The sequence below is a fragment of the Streptomyces sp. NPDC007875 genome (genome assembly GCF_042868035.1).
Classification (GTDB): Bacteria; Actinomycetota; Actinomycetes; order Streptomycetales; family Streptomycetaceae; genus Streptomyces; species Streptomyces antimycoticus.
Window position 1 is genome coordinate 245,304 of the sequence record NZ_JBIADZ010000011.1, and the last position, 13,803, is coordinate 259,106.

Below are 13,803 nucleotides of genomic sequence, written 5' to 3' on the forward strand. Positions count from 1 at the left end.
TTCGGAACATGACTCAATCGCGTACTCGGATCAGCAAGGCTGTCATCCCTGCCGCGGGGCTCGGAACCCGCTTTCTTCCGGCCACCAAGGCCACCCCCAAGGAGATGCTGCCGGTCGTCGACAAGCCGGCGATCCAGTACGTCGTCGAGGAAGCCGTCACCGCCGGACTGTCCGACGTCCTCATGGTCACCGGTCGTAACAAGCGCCCCCTGGAAGACCACTTCGACCGCAACTACGAGCTCGAAGAGACACTGACCCGCAAGGGCGACGAGACCCGACTCGCCCGCGTCCAGGAGTCCAGCGACCTTGCGACCATGCACTACGTCCGCCAGGGAGACCCCAAGGGTCTCGGCCACGCCGTGCTCTGTGCCGCCCCGCACGTAGGTGACCAGCCTTTTGCCGTCCTCCTCGGCGACGACCTCATCGATGCCCGCGACCCGCTCCTGGCCCACATGGTCGACATCCAGGAGCGGCACGGCGGCAGCGTCATCGCCCTGATGGAGGTGGACCCGGCACAGATCCACCTCTACGGCTGCGCGGCGGTCAAGCCAACCGTGGACGACGACGTCGTCCAGGTCACCGGCCTGGTCGAGAAGCCCGACCCCGCGGACGCGCCCAGCAACTACGCCGTCATCGGCCGCTATGTGCTCGACCCGGCCGTCTTCGGGGTGCTGCGCAGGACCGAGCCGGGGCGCGGTGGCGAGATCCAGCTCACCGACGCCCTGCAGGCGCTAGCCTCCAGTCCGGACCTCGGCGGCCCGGTGCATGGCGTCGTCTTCAAGGGACGCCGCTACGACACAGGCGACCGTGGCGACTATCTGCGTGCCATTGTCAGACTCGCGTGCGAACGTGAAGACCTGGGCCCGGAGTTCCGGGAATGGCTTCGCAGTTACGTCACCGAGGAGATGTAGCACCTTGAGCAGCACCGCAGAACGGGCCGCCGATCACGGCCCGGACCAGGACCGGGTCTGGACGGTGGCCGAGCACCTCGACGACATCCTCGGGCACGTCCACCCGCTGGAGCCCATCGAGCTGCAGTTGCTCGAAGCCCAGGGCTGCGTCCTGGTGGAGGACGTCACCGTCCCCGGCGCGCTTCCGCCGTTCGACAACAGCTCCATGGACGGCTATGCCGTCCGTACGGCTGACGTCGCGGCCGCCACCAAGGACCATCCCGCGGTGCTGACCGTCGTCGGCGACATCGCAGCGGGCAGCGGTGACCTGCCCGCCGTGGGCCCCGGCGAGGCGGCCCGGATCATGACCGGCGCCCCGACTCCGCCCGGCGGCCAAGCCGTCGTCCCCGTCGAGTGGACCGACGGCGGCCTCGACAGCGGGCCGGTCACCCATATGCCCGCCCGCGGCACGGACCCCCACGGCGGAAGCGGCAGGGTGCGCGTCTTCCGCCCGGTGCAGGAGGGCCAGCACGTGCGCCCCCGGGGCAGCGACGCGGACGCGGGCGAGCTCGCGCTGCGCGCCGGCACGCTCCTGGGCGCCCCGCAGATCGGGCTGCTGGCCGCGCTCGGCCGCGCCACCGTGAAGGTGCGGCCCCGGCCGCGGGTGGTCGTGCTCTCCACCGGCAGCGAGCTGGTCCAGCCCGGTGAGGACGTGGGCCCCGGCCGGATCCACGACTCCAACAGCTTCCAGCTCACCGCCGCCGCCCGGGAGGCCGGCGCGATCGCCTACCGGGTGGGCGCGGTGGCCGACGACGCCGCGACGCTGCGTGCCGCCGTCGAGGACCAGCTCGTCCGCGCCGATGTCGTCGTGACCAGCGGCGGGGTCAGCGTCGGCGCGTACGACGTGGTCAAGGAGGCGATGCACGAGGTGCACTTCCGCAAGCTGGCCATGCAGCCCGGCAAGCCCCAGGGCTTCGGCCGCGTCGGCCCGGAGGACACCCCGCTGATCGCCCTGCCCGGCAACCCGGTGAGTTCGTACGTCTCCTTCGAGCTGTTCGTGCGCCCCGTCATCCGCACCATGCTCGGCGGCACCGACATCCACCGCACCATCGAGCGGGCGGTCTGCCCCGAGGGCGTCGCCTCCTCACCCAGGGACAGACGCCAGTTCCTGCGCGGCTGGTACGAGCCCGCCACGATCGACGGCCCGGCCACCGTCAGCCCGGTGGGCGGCGCCGGATCGCACCTGATCAAGGCCATGGCACACGCCAACGCGCTGATCGTCGTCCCCGAGGACGTCACCGAGGTCGCCCCCGGCGCCGAAGTGGACGTCGTCCTGCTGGCCTAGCCGCCATCAGCGGCGGGTACGGTGTCGTCCCACACAGGAGCCACCTGGCCCGGACCGGGAGAACGATGAGCAGCGCCCAGGACCATCTCACCCACCTCGACCCGTCGGGCGCCGCCCGCATGGTCGACGTCTCGGCCAAGGACGTCACCGCGCGCACCGCCCGGGCGAGCGGCCGCGTACGCGTCGCGCCGCGCGTCGTGGAACTGCTGCGCGGCGAGGGCCTCCCCAAGGGCGACGCCCTCGCCACCGCCCGGATCGCGGGCATCATGGGCGCCAAGCGGACCCCTGACCTGATCCCGCTGTGTCATCCGCTCGCGGTGTCGGGCGTCACGGTGGACCTCACGGTCGCCGACGACGCCGTCGAGATCACCGCCACCGTGAAGACCACGGACCGCACGGGCGTGGAGATGGAGGCCCTGACGGCGGTCTCGGTCGCCGCCCTGACGGTGATCGACATGGTCAAGGCCGTCGACAAGGGCGCCGTCATCACCGACGTCCGGGTGGAGGAGAAGACGGGCGGTAAGTCCGGCGACTGGAGCCGGGCATGAGCGGGTCAGCGGCGCCACACCGCCGCGCCCTGGTCGTCACCGCCTCCAACCGCGCCGCCGCCGGGGTCTACGCCGACACCGGGGGCCCGCTGATCGCCGAGGGCCTGGCGGACCTCGGCTTCGCCGTGGACGGCCCGCGCGTGGTGCCCGACGGCGATCCGGTGGAGGCCGCCCTGCGGGACGCCGTGGCCGCCTCGTACGACGTCGTGGTGACCACCGGCGGCACCGGTCTCACCCCCACCGACCGCACCCCCGAGGCCACCCGCGCCGTCCTGGACTACGAGATCCCCGGCATCGCGGAGGCCATCCGCGCCGAGGGGCTCGCCAAGGTGCCCACTGCCGCGCTCTCCAGAGGGCTCGCCGGGGTCGCCGGCACCACCCTGGTCGTCAATCTGCCCGGCTCCACCGGAGGGGTGCGTGACGGCCTTAAGGTGCTCGGCCGCCTCCTGGCCCACGCGGTCGACCAGATCCACGGCGGGGACCACCGCAGACCCGCCGACCCCGCTGCTCCCGCCGATTCCGCGGGGCCGGACGGGAGCGCGAGCTGAACGCCCCCTGGCCGGTCGTACTGGCGGACGGCGACACCGTCCTCCGCCCCATAAAGCTGCGCGACCAGCGCGCCTGGCGCGAGGTCAATCAGCGCAACCGGGAGTGGCTGCGGCGCTGGGAGGCGACCATCCCGCCGCCCCCGCCCGGCGGCCCCGTCACCCACCGGCCCACCTACCGGCAGATGGTCCGCCATCTGCGGGCGGAGGCACACGCCGGGCGGATGCTGCCGTTCATCATCGAGTACCAGGGGCGGCTGGCCGGGCAGTTGACGGTCGCCGGAATCACCTGGGGGTCGATGTGCTCGGGCCATGTCGGCTATTGGATCGACCAGGCGGTGGCCGGGCGCGGAGTGATGCCGACCGCAGTTGCGCTCGCCGTCGACCATTGCTTCCGCGACGTCGGACTGCACCGCGTCGAGGTGTGCATCCGGCCCGAGAACCTGCCCAGCCGCCGGGTGGTGGAGAAACTCGGATTCCGCCAGGAGGGACTGCGGCCGCGCTATCTCCACATCGACGGCGCATGGCGGGATCATCTGGTCTACGCCCTCACGGTGGAGGAACTGTCCGAGGGACTGCTGAGCCGGTGGCACCGGACCCGACCAGGCGCGTCGCAGAAATAAAATACCTGTTCGAATAACGGGAGAACATTTCCAGCCTGGTCATCCCATCAATCACAAAAAACTTTCGAGATATCAGCCAGATCGTGCGACACACCGCGCCAATTGGCAGATGGCCTCATGCGGACCCCTCTACCGTGTGAGCGTGAGCAGCAGTGGCCTCATCTACGCAGTCATCGTCGGGGCCTGGGCCGCCTATTTGGTGCCGATGTGGCTTCGTAGGCAGGACGAGCTCAATGAGGCCCGTCCGACGGAACGCTTCAGCACCGCCATCCGGCTGCTGTCCGGACGGGCGGGCATGGAGCGTCGTTACGCCAAGAGCCGAGCGGACCTCGAGCGCCCCGGGGACCCGGCGGACGACCCCGCGGAGCGCACCGCCGAGGGCGCGGACGCCCCCGCCACGGGAGGCGCCCCCGCCGGGCCGGGGCGCTACGCGGCCGACCCGGACGCGGTGACCGACGCGGTCGACGTCCGGGCCTTCGCCGACCCCGTAACCCTGCGCGCCCCCGCTCCCGCGGCCGCCGAAGCCCCCGCCGAGGCCGCGCCGGCACCGGCGGCCGGGGGAGCGAGTGGCGCACGCGGCGCAGGCGGCGTGGGAGGCGCGGGCGGCGTGGGAGGCGCGGGCGGCAGCGGAGGCTGGAGCGCGCTGGACCGTGGACGGCGCGCGCGAGTGCTCGCGCGCCGCCGCCGCACCACCGTGATGCTCTTCCTCACCTTCACCCTCGGCGCGATCGTCGCCGCCGTCGGTGGCCTGGCCTTCCTGTGGGCCCCGGGCATCCCGGCCATACTGCTCAGCGCCTATATCGGCTACCTCCGCGCCCAGGAGCGCCGCCGCTTCGCGTTCACCATGGACCAGCGCCACGCCGAGCAGGCCGCACAGCGGCTACGGGAGCGCCGCCCCCGGGCCCATCCGCCCGCCGAGGGCCGGACCGCCGATGACGGCCCCGCAGGCCCGCCCGCCCCCGCCGAGACCGAGCCCGCCCCCGCGCCGGTGCCCTCCCGGCACGCGGCCGGGCGCCGCGCGCTGGTCGAGCAGACCGATCACGCCGAGTGGGTGGACCAGGAGCGCGAGCGCGAGCGGGGCCCGGCCGCCGGGGCGGGCTGGGAGCCGGTGCCCGTCCCGCTGCCCACCTACGTCACCGCCCCCGTCGCCCCGCGCGCCACCGGCAGCGTCGACCTGGCCGCCCCCGACGCCTGGAGCTCCGCGCGCTCCAGCACCGTCGACCCCACCGCCGCCCAGAGCCCCGCCCCGGCCCCGGACCCGGCCGCCACCCCGCCCCGCGGCGCCCGCGAACGCGGCCGCACTCCCCTCTTCGACCAGTACGCCGACGAGGACCGGCCGCGTGCTGCCAACGAGTGACGGGCCCTTCACTGACCAGCGAGGAACGGATTACCAAGCACCCCGGAGGGGATGCTAGAGTTTCACTCGTTGCAAGGGCCTGTGGCGCAGACTGGTAGCGCACCTCGTTCGCATCGAGGGGGTCAGGGGTTCAAATCCCCTCAGGTCCACAGCAGCTCAAAGCCCCCGCCGGGGATATTCGGCGGGGGCTTTTTGGTGTCGTACGGCGGCGGGTGGTGACGTGGTTCTCGGTTCCCCGGCTCTGCCTTTCGGCGATGCGGGGAGTGGTGTCAGACGGATCGGTTTTCCGCGCTGACCATCCAGGCGTGCTTCTCCAGGCAGTCGATGATCCCGTGCAGCAGGTCGGCCGTGGGGGGGTCCTCGTTGTCGATCTGGTCGTGGTGGGTGCGCAGGGTGTCGACGGTGGTGCGCAGGCGTGTGGTGACGAGGTCGACAACGGCGCTCACATTCACCTCTCCCGCCGGGAAGGCGGGGAGTGTGGTGGTCGCCGCGACGGTGTCGGAGCGGCCGTCGGGCACGGTCGCGAGAGCGCGCATGCGCTCGGCGATGGTGTCGGCCGACTCCCGGGCGTCGTCGACGATCTGATCCAGCTGCAGATGCAGGTCCCGGAAGTTGTGGCCGACCAGGTTCCAGTGGGCCTGCTTCCCCTGAAGATGCAGTTCGACGAGATCCACCACGATCTGCTGCAACGCCTGAGCGAACTGCGGCGAGGCCGTGAACGCGGCGGCGTCGGTCTCCGAGCGTCGGGAACCCCCGGCAGAAGCGGGCATGGAGTGTCTCCTTCGCAAGCGTCACGGCACGGCAGACCCCTGGAACCGAAGGCCCGACTTCCTATGCGATCCAGCCTATGGAGGTCTGTCTCCGCCGCCACTGCGACTGATCCAGTCGGGTGGACACCCGAGATCAGCGATGTCATGGAATCGTGCTGACCGCGTTCGTGTTTGGTGCGGGCCGGGGGACAGGTGATGGCGCAGGCCAGGGGCGCGGGCATAGTAGGTGCCCTGTCCAGTGGCTTCGTGGCGTGAAAACGCCGTAGGGCAGAACGCACCACAGCACAGCACAACAACTGCACCACAACAGGGGGATAAGGCTCCATGCCACTCATACGCCGTTCCACCGTGGCGGCCGCGGCCATGACCGCGCTGCTGGTGGTCTCCGCTTCCGCCTGCGGGCCCGGTGACGACGAGGCGGCTTCCACGTCGAACTCCTCGGCCGCGTCCGCCGGGCAGCAGGCCAAGGACGGGATCCAGCTGCCGGAAGGCGTCCCGACGAGTCTGGACGACCTGAAGAAGTGGAAGGAGGGCGGCTGGAAGGACTGGGACAAGTGGGCCCGCAAGGCATCGGAATTCGCCAATCCGATCATCAAGAACTTCTGGCAGCCGTCCAGGATGGCCAAGGCGAAGGACTCGTCGAAGACCGTCTCCACGCAGAGCGCCGGCCAGAATCAGGCGGCCACCGACCCCGAGCCGCCCGCCGTGCCGGCCAAGCAGGTCTCACGGCCGTACCACCAGAACATGGCGCCGGTCGGGAAGGTGTTCTTCGACAGCCCCGAGGGGCCGATGGTGTGCTCGGGCACGGTCGTCGACGACCCGGCGCATCCGGGGAAGTCCAACCTGGTGTGGACCGCGGGCCACTGTGTGCACTCCGGCGAGCAGGGCGGCTGGATGCGCAACATCGTCTTCGTGCCCTCGTACAACGACAACGGACTGGGGGCCGAGCAGACCCAGACGGCGGCCCAGAACGAGGTCAGCCCCTACGGCGTGTGGTGGGCGGACTGGTCGCAGACCTCGTCCGAGTGGATCGCGAACGGCGGTAAGACGGGCGGTGTGGGGTCGGCGTACGACTTCGCGGTGCTGCATGTGAAGCCCGAGGGCGGCGGTGGCAAGTCGCTGCAGGAGACGGTCGGGGCCTCGGTGCCGGTGTGGTTCGGGGCGCCGTCGGCGGACCGGGTGAGCTCGATCGGCGCGTACGGCTATCCGCAGGCCCCGCCCTACGACGGGGCGAAGATGTTCAACTGCACCAGCAGGCCGGGCCGGCTGTCGTTCTCGCCCACCTCGCCGACGATGTACCGGATCGGCTGCTCGATGACCGGCGGTACCTCGGGCGGCGGCTGGTTCGTCAACAACGACGGCAAGACGGTGCTGGTGTCCAACAGTTCGATCGGCTCTTACGGACACACCTGGCTCGCCGGTCCGCATCTGGGGGCCGAGGCGAAGGGCGTGTTCGAGGCCATCAGCAAGAAGTACGCCGGTCAGGGCTGACCGGCCGGCGGCCGCACGGCAGACGCAAGGGGCCCGCTCCGGATCCGGAGCGGGCCCCTCGTCATGGCCTTACGGACGGCTTTGCGGATGGCTCTACGGATGGGCTTACGGAGGGCTCCACGGGGGCGTCCGTAAGGAGCTTGGCGTAGCAGCGGCTGCTCTCCTCGAAGCGGTAGAGACCGAACTTCGTCACCGGTGCGTAGCCGGAGGAGGTGTACAGCTCTATGGCCTCGGGCTGCTCGGTGCCGGTCTCCAGGACCATCCGCACCCGCCCCGCCTCCCGCGCGCTGTCCTCCAGCGCGGCGAGGATCCGCCGGGCCAGCCCGCGCCCGCGCGCCGCGCGCACCACGAACATCCGCTTGATCTCGGCGTCCCCGTCCTCGTAGCCCTCGTCGCTCCGGTCCTGGCTGCGCCAGCCGCCGGTCGCGACCGGGGTGCCGTCCGGGTCGTAGGCCATGAGGTAGAGGCCGTGTGGCGGGTCGAAATGGGCCGCGTCCATGGGCGTCAGATCGCCCTCGCCGTAGCGCACGGCGTATTCCGCCTGCACTTCCTCGTCGAGTTTGCGGGCGTCGGGGTGGTCGTAGCGGATCGGTTGAATATTCATGCGTCGAATCGTACTTCTATGCAGTGGATGGGGGCGTGGTTTTTGTCGCGTATCGTGCCGGAGGTGCTCACCGTGACGACCGTGAATGTAAACGGGCTGCGCGCCGCCGCCAAGAAGGGCTTCGGCCCTTGGCTGGACGCTACCGCGGCCGATGTGGTGTGCCTCCAGGAGGTACGCGCCGAACCCAAGGAGCTGCCGGAGGCGGTCCGCGAGCCCGACGGCTGGCATGTGGTGCACGCCCCCGCGGCGGCCAAGGGCCGGGCCGGGGTGTCGGTGTACGCCCGGCGCGAGCTGGAGGGCGTCCGGGTCGGCTTCGGGTCGTCCGAGTTCGACGGCAGCGGCCGCTATGTGGAGGTCGACCTGCCCGGCGTGACCGTCGGCAGCCTGTACCTCCCCTCGGGTGAGGTCGGCACGGACCGCCAGGACGAGAAGGAGCGCTTCATGGCGGAGTTCCTTCCGTATCTGAAGGAGCTGCGCGAACGGGCGGCGGCCGATGGGCGCGAGGCGCTGGTGGCCGGCGACTGGAACATCGCCCACCAGGAGGCCGACCTCAAGAACTGGAAGGCCAATCAGAAGAAGTCCGGGTTCCTGCCGGAGGAGCGCGCCTGGCTGACCAGCGTCTTCGAGGAGGCGGGGTACGTGGACGTGGTGCGCGCCCTGCATCCGGACGTCGCCGGTCCGTACTCATGGTGGTCCTACCGCGGCCGGGCCTTCGACAACGACGCGGGCTGGCGCATCGACTACCAGATCGCGACCCCCGGGCTTGCCGGGCGCGCGGTCAAGGCGGTCGTGGAGCGGGCGCCCGCCTACGACCAGCGGTGGAGCGACCACGCCCCGGTGACGGTGGCCTACGGCTCGGCTCACTGATTTCCGGAGGGGCCGCCGGGTGGCGTCTCGTCCATCTCCGCCCGCATGCGGCGGTTCATGGCCATCGTCAGCTCGGCGTCCACCACGCTCGTGGCCAGCGGCCGCAGCCGCTCCACGGTCTCGCCGACGTCCTCGCCGCGCTCCAGGGCGTCCGCCGCCGCATGGGTGCGCAGCAGTGTGACGAAGGTCTCGGCGATCGCGTCCACATGCTCACGCACCTCGCGCGCCGCGGCGAGCACCGCGGCCAGCGGGACGCCCTGTTCGACCAGGGTGTGTGAGACGTCCAGCAGGCGCCGGCTGAGGTGGACGATCTCGTCGCCGTCGACGGCCAGATAGCCGAGGTCGAGCGAGGTGGTGAGGTTCTCCGCGGTGACCTCGCCGTGGAAGTAGTCCGCGAGCGCCTCGGGGGTGAGCCGGACCGGGGTCTCCGAGGGCCAGGAGGCGACCGCGCCGGGCAGCCCGAGCAGCTCGCCGACGTCCCGGCGGCCGCTTTCGAAGGCGGCGATCAACTCGGCGATTCCGCCAAGGGTGTGGCCGCGCTCCAGCAGCCCCGCGATCGTCCGCAGCCGGGCCAGATGGTGGTCGTTGTACCAGGCGATCCGGCCGTCGCGGCGCGGCGGCGGGATCAGCTTGCGCTCCCGGTAGAAGCGCAGGGTGCGCACGGTGATCCCGGCCTTCTCGGCCAGTTCCGGCATGCGGTACTCGCGTACCTCGTCCGCTTCGCTCGTCGCCACAACTGAAGCCTATGCCGCGGCCGATCGGGTGCGACCGGCGGTAACTTCGTTGTCCACAGCCCCTACCGCTCGGTAGATCTCTGTCCTACGCTCCCATCGTGCCAGTGATTGCTGGCACGGTCGTATTCGCGTTCGTGGGAGGCGGCGGCATGGCTGGGCTGACGCATGAGCATGTGCGGGTGGCGGTGATCGGGGCCGGATTCGGCGGTCTGGGAGCGGCGGTGCGGCTGCGCCGCGCGGGCATCACGGACTTCGTGGTCCTGGAGCGGGCGGAGGCGGTCGGCGGGGCCTGGCGGGACAACACCTATCCGGGGTGTGCCTGCGATGTCCCGTCTCATCTTTATTCGTTCTCCTTCGCGCCCAACCCCGACTGGCCCCGGAACTTCTCCGGCCAGCCGCATATCCGCGCGTATCTGGAGCGGGTCGCCGACACCTTCGGGCTGCGGCCGCACCTGCGCTTCGGCGCCGAAGTGCGGTCCCTGCGCTGGGACTCCGCGGCGGTGCACTGGGAGGTGGAGACGGCGCGGGGCTCGCTGACCGCCGATGTCGTGGTCAGCGCCACCGGTCCGCTCGCCGACCCCCGGATCCCGGACATTCCCGGGCTCGACGGCTTCCCCGGCGCCGTCTTCCACTCCGCGCGCTGGGACCACACCGCCGATCTGCGCGGCAAGCGCGTGGCGATGATCGGCACCGGCGCCTCGGCCATACAGATCGTCCCCGCCATCCAGCACGAGGTCGGCCGGCTCACCCTCTTCCAGCGCACCCCGCCCTGGGTGCTGCCGCGGATGGACCGCCGGATCAGCGGCCTCGAGCGATGGCTGCACAAGAGGATCCCGGCCACCCGGGCGCTGCGCCGCGGGGTGCTGTGGGGCATCCGGGAGCTGCAGGTCGGCGCCTTCACCAAGCGGCCGGGCGAGATGCGGTTCGTCGAGCGGCTGGCCGGTGCGCATATGCGACGGGCCATCAAGGACCCCGCGCGGCGGGCGGCGTTGACGCCGGACTACCGCATCGGCTGTAAGCGCATCCTGCTCTCCAACGACTACTATCCGGCGCTCGCCCAGCCGCATGTGGACGTGGTCCCGGCCGGGCTGAAGGAGGTGCGCGGCGCCACCCTCGTCGGTGCCGACGGCACCGAGACCGAGGCCGACGCGATCATCTTCGGCACCGGCTTCCATGTGACCGACGTCCCCATAGCGCAGCGGGTGACCGGGGCGCGCGGGACGACGCTCGCGGAGGAGTGGAAGGGCGGGATGGAGGCGCTGCGCGGCACCAGCCCTGCGGGCTTCCCCAACTTCCTGACCATCATCGGGCCCAACACCGGCCTCGGGAACAGCTCGATGATCCTGGTCATAGAGGCGCAGCTGGCCTATATGGCCGACTATCTGCGCCAGTTGGACACCCTGGGCGGCAAGGTCGCGCTGGACGCCCGGCCGTCCGCGGTGCGCGCCTACACGGACATGATCCAGGAACGGATGCGGCGCACGGTGTGGAACACCGGCGGTTGCGACAGCTGGTACCTCGACAACGGCCGCAACACCACCCTGTGGCCCGGGACCACCAGCGAGCTGCGGAAGGTCACCCGGCGCGTGGACCTCAACGAGTACACGGTGCTGCGGCCGCACACCGGGCCCGCCAAGGCCACGGTGTCCACGGCGGGTGCGGGGAGGGGATCGCGGTGAGGCGGCTTCCTTCCCCGCCCGTCGGGCCGTACGCCCCGCCCGTTCCGGAGCGCGAACTGACGGTCGTCTCGGCCGACGGGAGCCGGCTCCACACGGAGCTGCACGGCCCCGAGGACGCCCCGGCGGTCCTGCTCGCGCATGGCTGGGTCTGCTCCACGGCCTTCTGGGCGCCGGTGGTGCGCGCCCTCGCGGCCGACCACCGGGTGATCGTCTACGACCAGCGCGGCCATGGCCGCAGCCCGGCCCCGGGGCCCGGCGGCTACAGCACCCACGCCCTGGCCGACGACCTGGTGGCGGTGCTGGAAGCAGCCCTTCCGCCCGGTCGGCGGGCCGTGCTGGCGGGCCACTCCATGGGCGGGATGACGCTGATGGCCGCGGCCGACCGCCCCGTGCTGCGTGAGCGCGCGGCCGCCGCGGTGCTGTGCAGCACGGGCGCCTCACGGCTGGTGGACCGGTCGCGGGTGGTGCCGCTGCGCTCCCCGCGGGCACGGGCGCGGGTGCACCGCGTGCTCCTCGGCTCACGCGCCCCCCTGGGCCCGGTCACCCCGTTCGCCAAGCGGCTGGTGCGCTACGCCACGATGGGCCCCGGCGCCGCCCCGGCCGCGGTGGACGCGTGCGCGCGGATCCTGCACGCCTGCCCCCGCGCCGTACGCGCCGGATGGGGCCGGGTCCTGCTCGACCTCGAACTGGAGGCGAGCATCGGCGAACTGACCATGCCCACGGCCGTCATCGTCGGCACCGCCGACCGGCTCACCCCGACCGAGCACGCCGCCGCCCTGGCCGCCGCGCTGCCGCACTGCACCGGCCTCATCGAGCTTCCGGGGCTCGGCCATATGACCCCGGTGGAGGACCCCGAGGCGGTCACCGGAGTGATCCGAGGCCTGGTCGAGGAGTTCGGGACGTCCCGCCCCACAGCAACCGCCGAAGCGAAGGAGCAGACGACATGAGTGCGCGCAGGAGCCTTGAGGGCCAGGTCGCGGTGGTGACGGGCGCGGCGAGGGGGGTCGGCGAGCTGCTCGCGCGCAAGCTCTCCGCACGCGGCGCGAAGGTCGCGCTGGTGGGCCTGGAGCCCGAGGAGCTGAAGCGGGTCTCGAAGCGGCTGCCGACCGACTCCGCCCACTGGCACGCCGATGTCACCGACGCCGAGGCGATGGCGCGGGTGGCGGGGGAGGTCGTGGAGCGGTTCGGCGCGGTGGACATCGTCTGTGCCAACGCGGGGGTGGCCCAGGCCGGTCCGTTCCTCGACTCCGACGAGACGGCCTGGCGGCGGGTGATCGAGGTCAATCTGCTGGGCAGCGTCACCACGGCCCGCGCCTTCCTGCCCGCGCTGACCGCCAGCCGCGGCTATCTGCTGCAGATCGCCTCGCTCGCCGCGCTCGCGCCCGCGCCCATGATGACGGCGTACTGCGCGTCCAAGTCCGGGGTCGAGGCGTTCGCCCACAGTCTGCGGGCCGAGGTGGGCCACCGTGGGGTGCGCGTCGGCGTGGGCTATCTGAGCTGGACGGACACCGATATGGTGCGCGGCGCCGACCAGGACGAGGTGATGCGCGAGCTGCGGCAGCGGCTGCCCTGGCCCGCGGGCCGCACCTATCCGCTGGGCCCGGCGGTGGACCGGCTGGTGGCAGGCATCGAGCGTCGGTCGGCGCATGTGTACGCGCAGTGGTGGCTGCGCGGTATGCAGTCGGTGCGCGGCTATCTGCCCGCCTTCATCCACGCCGTGGGGCGGCGCGAGATGCGCCGCGCCGAACCACGGCTGGCGGCGACCCGGGAGGGGCGGGGCGGTCTGGTCGGCGAGGGCGGCGCCGCGGACGAGAAGGCGCGCACGGCGGGCACACAGCGTCACCAGTAACGCTCCGTCAACCGTGCTGACCTGCGCTTTCTTCGACTCTCCCGATCCGGAATGCGGAGAAAGTCAGCACATGTAACTCTTGTCGGGCCCGACGCCATTCACCCGATGAGGAGTGACACATGGGCCCCAAGGACCAGCCGAACGACAAGGGCCAGCAGGCCAAGCGGAAGCCGCAGGGCGGGCGGAGCCAGGAGCCGCGGCGCGGCCAGCAGCCCGGCGAGCGGATGCAGCCCGGCGACCGCATGCAGTCCGGCGAGCGGATGCAGTCCGGTGAGCGGATGGAGGAGCGCTCCCGCCGGGAGCCGGGGCAGGAGCAGCGCCGTGGCCGGCAGGACCGGCCGGAGGCCCGCGGGCAGTCCCAGCGGATGAGCAGTGAGCGCCGTCAGCCGGGCATGGGCGACGAGACGATGGACCAGGAGCCCTTCGAAGAGATGTGACGCGCCAGAGCGGGAGGGGCGCATCCCCATGGGTGACCATGGGAATGCGCCCCTGCGTCTGCCT

15 protein-coding genes and 1 tRNA gene are annotated in these 13,803 nt (G+C 71.8%); 13 read left to right on the forward strand and 3 right to left on the reverse strand.

Annotated features, from left to right (window positions below; genetic code table 11):
• The first annotated feature begins 8 nt into the window (after positions 1 to 8).
• The 7 genes from galU to ACFYOY_RS24260 all read left to right on the forward strand — a co-directional run bounded on the left by galU (position 9) and on the right by ACFYOY_RS24260 (position 5,457).
• Complete coding sequence (gene galU, locus ACFYOY_RS24230) at positions 9 to 911, forward strand: UTP--glucose-1-phosphate uridylyltransferase GalU (protein ID WP_351886660.1); 903 nt, start codon at positions 9 to 11, stop codon at positions 909 to 911.
• Positions 912 to 915: 4 nt separating this feature from the next.
• The gene (glp, locus tag ACFYOY_RS24235) at positions 916 to 2,235 is read left to right on the forward strand and encodes a gephyrin-like molybdotransferase Glp (protein WP_388589514.1); all 1,320 of its coding nucleotides are present in this window, start codon (positions 916 to 918) and stop codon (positions 2,233 to 2,235) included.
• A 65-nt stretch (positions 2,236 to 2,300) separates the two neighbouring features.
• Positions 2,301 to 2,783, forward strand: coding sequence for a cyclic pyranopterin monophosphate synthase MoaC (gene moaC, locus ACFYOY_RS24240; protein ID WP_351886666.1), 483 nt, complete (start codon positions 2,301 to 2,303; stop codon positions 2,781 to 2,783).
• On the forward strand, positions 2,780 to 3,331 hold the full coding sequence (locus ACFYOY_RS24245) for a MogA/MoaB family molybdenum cofactor biosynthesis protein (RefSeq protein WP_351886668.1): 552 nt from the start codon (positions 2,780 to 2,782) through the stop codon (positions 3,329 to 3,331). The genes moaC and ACFYOY_RS24245 overlap by 4 nt, the downstream gene beginning before the upstream one ends.
• Positions 3,328 to 3,951, forward strand: coding sequence for a GNAT family N-acetyltransferase (locus ACFYOY_RS24250; RefSeq protein WP_388589593.1), 624 nt, complete (start codon positions 3,328 to 3,330; stop codon positions 3,949 to 3,951). The genes ACFYOY_RS24245 and ACFYOY_RS24250 overlap by 4 nt, the downstream gene beginning before the upstream one ends.
• Before the next feature lie 109 nt (positions 3,952 to 4,060).
• The gene (gene glpR, locus ACFYOY_RS24255) at positions 4,061 to 5,308 is read left to right on the forward strand and encodes a gephyrin-like molybdotransferase receptor GlpR (protein ID WP_351886670.1); all 1,248 of its coding nucleotides are present in this window, start codon (positions 4,061 to 4,063) and stop codon (positions 5,306 to 5,308) included.
• A gap of 75 nt (positions 5,309 to 5,383) precedes the next feature.
• Positions 5,384 to 5,457 (forward strand) — tRNA-Ala (locus ACFYOY_RS24260).
• Between the two features lie 120 nt (positions 5,458 to 5,577).
• Here ACFYOY_RS24260 and ACFYOY_RS24265 read toward each other — a convergent pair.
• The gene (locus ACFYOY_RS24265; protein WP_351886673.1) at positions 5,578 to 6,078 is read right to left on the reverse strand and encodes a DNA starvation/stationary phase protection protein; all 501 of its coding nucleotides are present in this window, start codon (positions 6,076 to 6,078) and stop codon (positions 5,578 to 5,580) included.
• Positions 6,079 to 6,402: 324 nt separating this feature from the next.
• Here ACFYOY_RS24265 and ACFYOY_RS24270 point away from each other — a divergent pair, with 324 nt between their 5' ends.
• Positions 6,403 to 7,569 (forward strand): trypsin-like serine peptidase, encoded by a 1,167-nt coding sequence (locus ACFYOY_RS24270; protein WP_388589519.1) that lies wholly within the window; start codon positions 6,403 to 6,405, stop codon positions 7,567 to 7,569.
• A gap of 61 nt (positions 7,570 to 7,630) precedes the next feature.
• Here ACFYOY_RS24270 and ACFYOY_RS24275 read toward each other — a convergent pair whose 3' ends face one another.
• Positions 7,631 to 8,173 carry a GNAT family N-acetyltransferase gene (locus ACFYOY_RS24275; protein WP_351886678.1) on the reverse strand — a complete coding sequence of 181 codons (543 nt, stop codon included), beginning with the start codon at positions 8,171 to 8,173 and terminating at the stop codon, positions 7,631 to 7,633.
• 63 nt (positions 8,174 to 8,236) lie between these two features.
• On the opposite strand from ACFYOY_RS24275, the gene ACFYOY_RS24280 reads away from it, so the two are divergent.
• A complete protein-coding gene (locus ACFYOY_RS24280; RefSeq protein ID WP_351887259.1) occupies positions 8,237 to 9,040 on the forward strand; it encodes an exodeoxyribonuclease III in 804 nt (267 codons plus the stop codon).
• On the opposite strand, the gene ACFYOY_RS24285 is transcribed toward ACFYOY_RS24280, so the two are convergent.
• Complete coding sequence (locus ACFYOY_RS24285; RefSeq protein WP_351887262.1) at positions 9,034 to 9,735, reverse strand: MerR family transcriptional regulator; 702 nt, start codon at positions 9,733 to 9,735, stop codon at positions 9,034 to 9,036. The two genes, ACFYOY_RS24280 and ACFYOY_RS24285, sit on opposite strands and share 7 nt — an antisense overlap.
• A gap of 188 nt (positions 9,736 to 9,923) precedes the next feature.
• Here ACFYOY_RS24285 and ACFYOY_RS24290 point away from each other — a divergent pair, with 188 nt between their 5' ends.
• From ACFYOY_RS24290 to ACFYOY_RS24305, 4 genes are all read left to right on the forward strand, one after another.
• Positions 9,924 to 11,453: a flavin-containing monooxygenase gene (locus ACFYOY_RS24290; protein WP_388589596.1), complete on the forward strand. Its 1,530-nt coding sequence runs from the start codon at positions 9,924 to 9,926 to the stop codon at positions 11,451 to 11,453.
• The gene (locus ACFYOY_RS24295; protein WP_388589522.1) at positions 11,450 to 12,400 is read left to right on the forward strand and encodes an alpha/beta fold hydrolase; all 951 of its coding nucleotides are present in this window, start codon (positions 11,450 to 11,452) and stop codon (positions 12,398 to 12,400) included. The genes ACFYOY_RS24290 and ACFYOY_RS24295 overlap by 4 nt, the downstream gene beginning before the upstream one ends.
• Positions 12,397 to 13,302, forward strand: a complete 906-nt coding sequence (locus ACFYOY_RS24300; RefSeq protein WP_351886684.1) for an SDR family oxidoreductase — start codon at positions 12,397 to 12,399, stop codon at positions 13,300 to 13,302. The genes ACFYOY_RS24295 and ACFYOY_RS24300 overlap by 4 nt, the downstream gene beginning before the upstream one ends.
• 119 nt (positions 13,303 to 13,421) lie before the next feature.
• A complete protein-coding gene (locus ACFYOY_RS24305) occupies positions 13,422 to 13,739 on the forward strand; it encodes a hypothetical protein (protein WP_388589525.1) in 318 nt (105 codons plus the stop codon).
• Positions 13,740 to 13,803: the final 64 nt, after the last annotated feature.

Excerpts from the sequence above, each read along its gene's own strand:
- galU (WP_351886660.1), top strand. The coding sequence starts at position 9 with ATGACTCAATCGCGTACTCGGATCAGCAAGGCTGTCATCCCTGCCGCG.
- moaC (WP_351886666.1), top strand. The coding sequence starts at position 2,301 with ATGAGCAGCGCCCAGGACCATCTCACCCACCTCGACCCGTCGGGCGCC.
- ACFYOY_RS24245 (WP_351886668.1), top strand. The coding sequence starts at position 2,780 with ATGAGCGGGTCAGCGGCGCCACACCGCCGCGCCCTGGTCGTCACCGCC.
- glpR (WP_351886670.1), top strand. The coding sequence starts at position 4,061 with ATGGCCTCATGCGGACCCCTCTACCGTGTGAGCGTGAGCAGCAGTGGC.
- ACFYOY_RS24265 (WP_351886673.1), bottom strand. The coding sequence starts at position 6,078 with ATGCCCGCTTCTGCCGGGGGTTCCCGACGCTCGGAGACCGACGCCGCC.
- ACFYOY_RS24270 (WP_388589519.1), top strand. The coding sequence starts at position 6,403 with ATGCCACTCATACGCCGTTCCACCGTGGCGGCCGCGGCCATGACCGCG.
- ACFYOY_RS24275 (WP_351886678.1), bottom strand. The coding sequence starts at position 8,173 with ATGAATATTCAACCGATCCGCTACGACCACCCCGACGCCCGCAAACTC.
- ACFYOY_RS24285 (WP_351887262.1), bottom strand. The coding sequence starts at position 9,735 with ATGCCGGAACTGGCCGAGAAGGCCGGGATCACCGTGCGCACCCTGCGC.
- ACFYOY_RS24290 (WP_388589596.1), top strand. The coding sequence starts at position 9,924 with ATGGCTGGGCTGACGCATGAGCATGTGCGGGTGGCGGTGATCGGGGCC.
- ACFYOY_RS24300 (WP_351886684.1), top strand. The coding sequence starts at position 12,397 with ATGAGTGCGCGCAGGAGCCTTGAGGGCCAGGTCGCGGTGGTGACGGGC.
- ACFYOY_RS24305 (WP_388589525.1), top strand. The coding sequence starts at position 13,422 with ATGGGCCCCAAGGACCAGCCGAACGACAAGGGCCAGCAGGCCAAGCGG.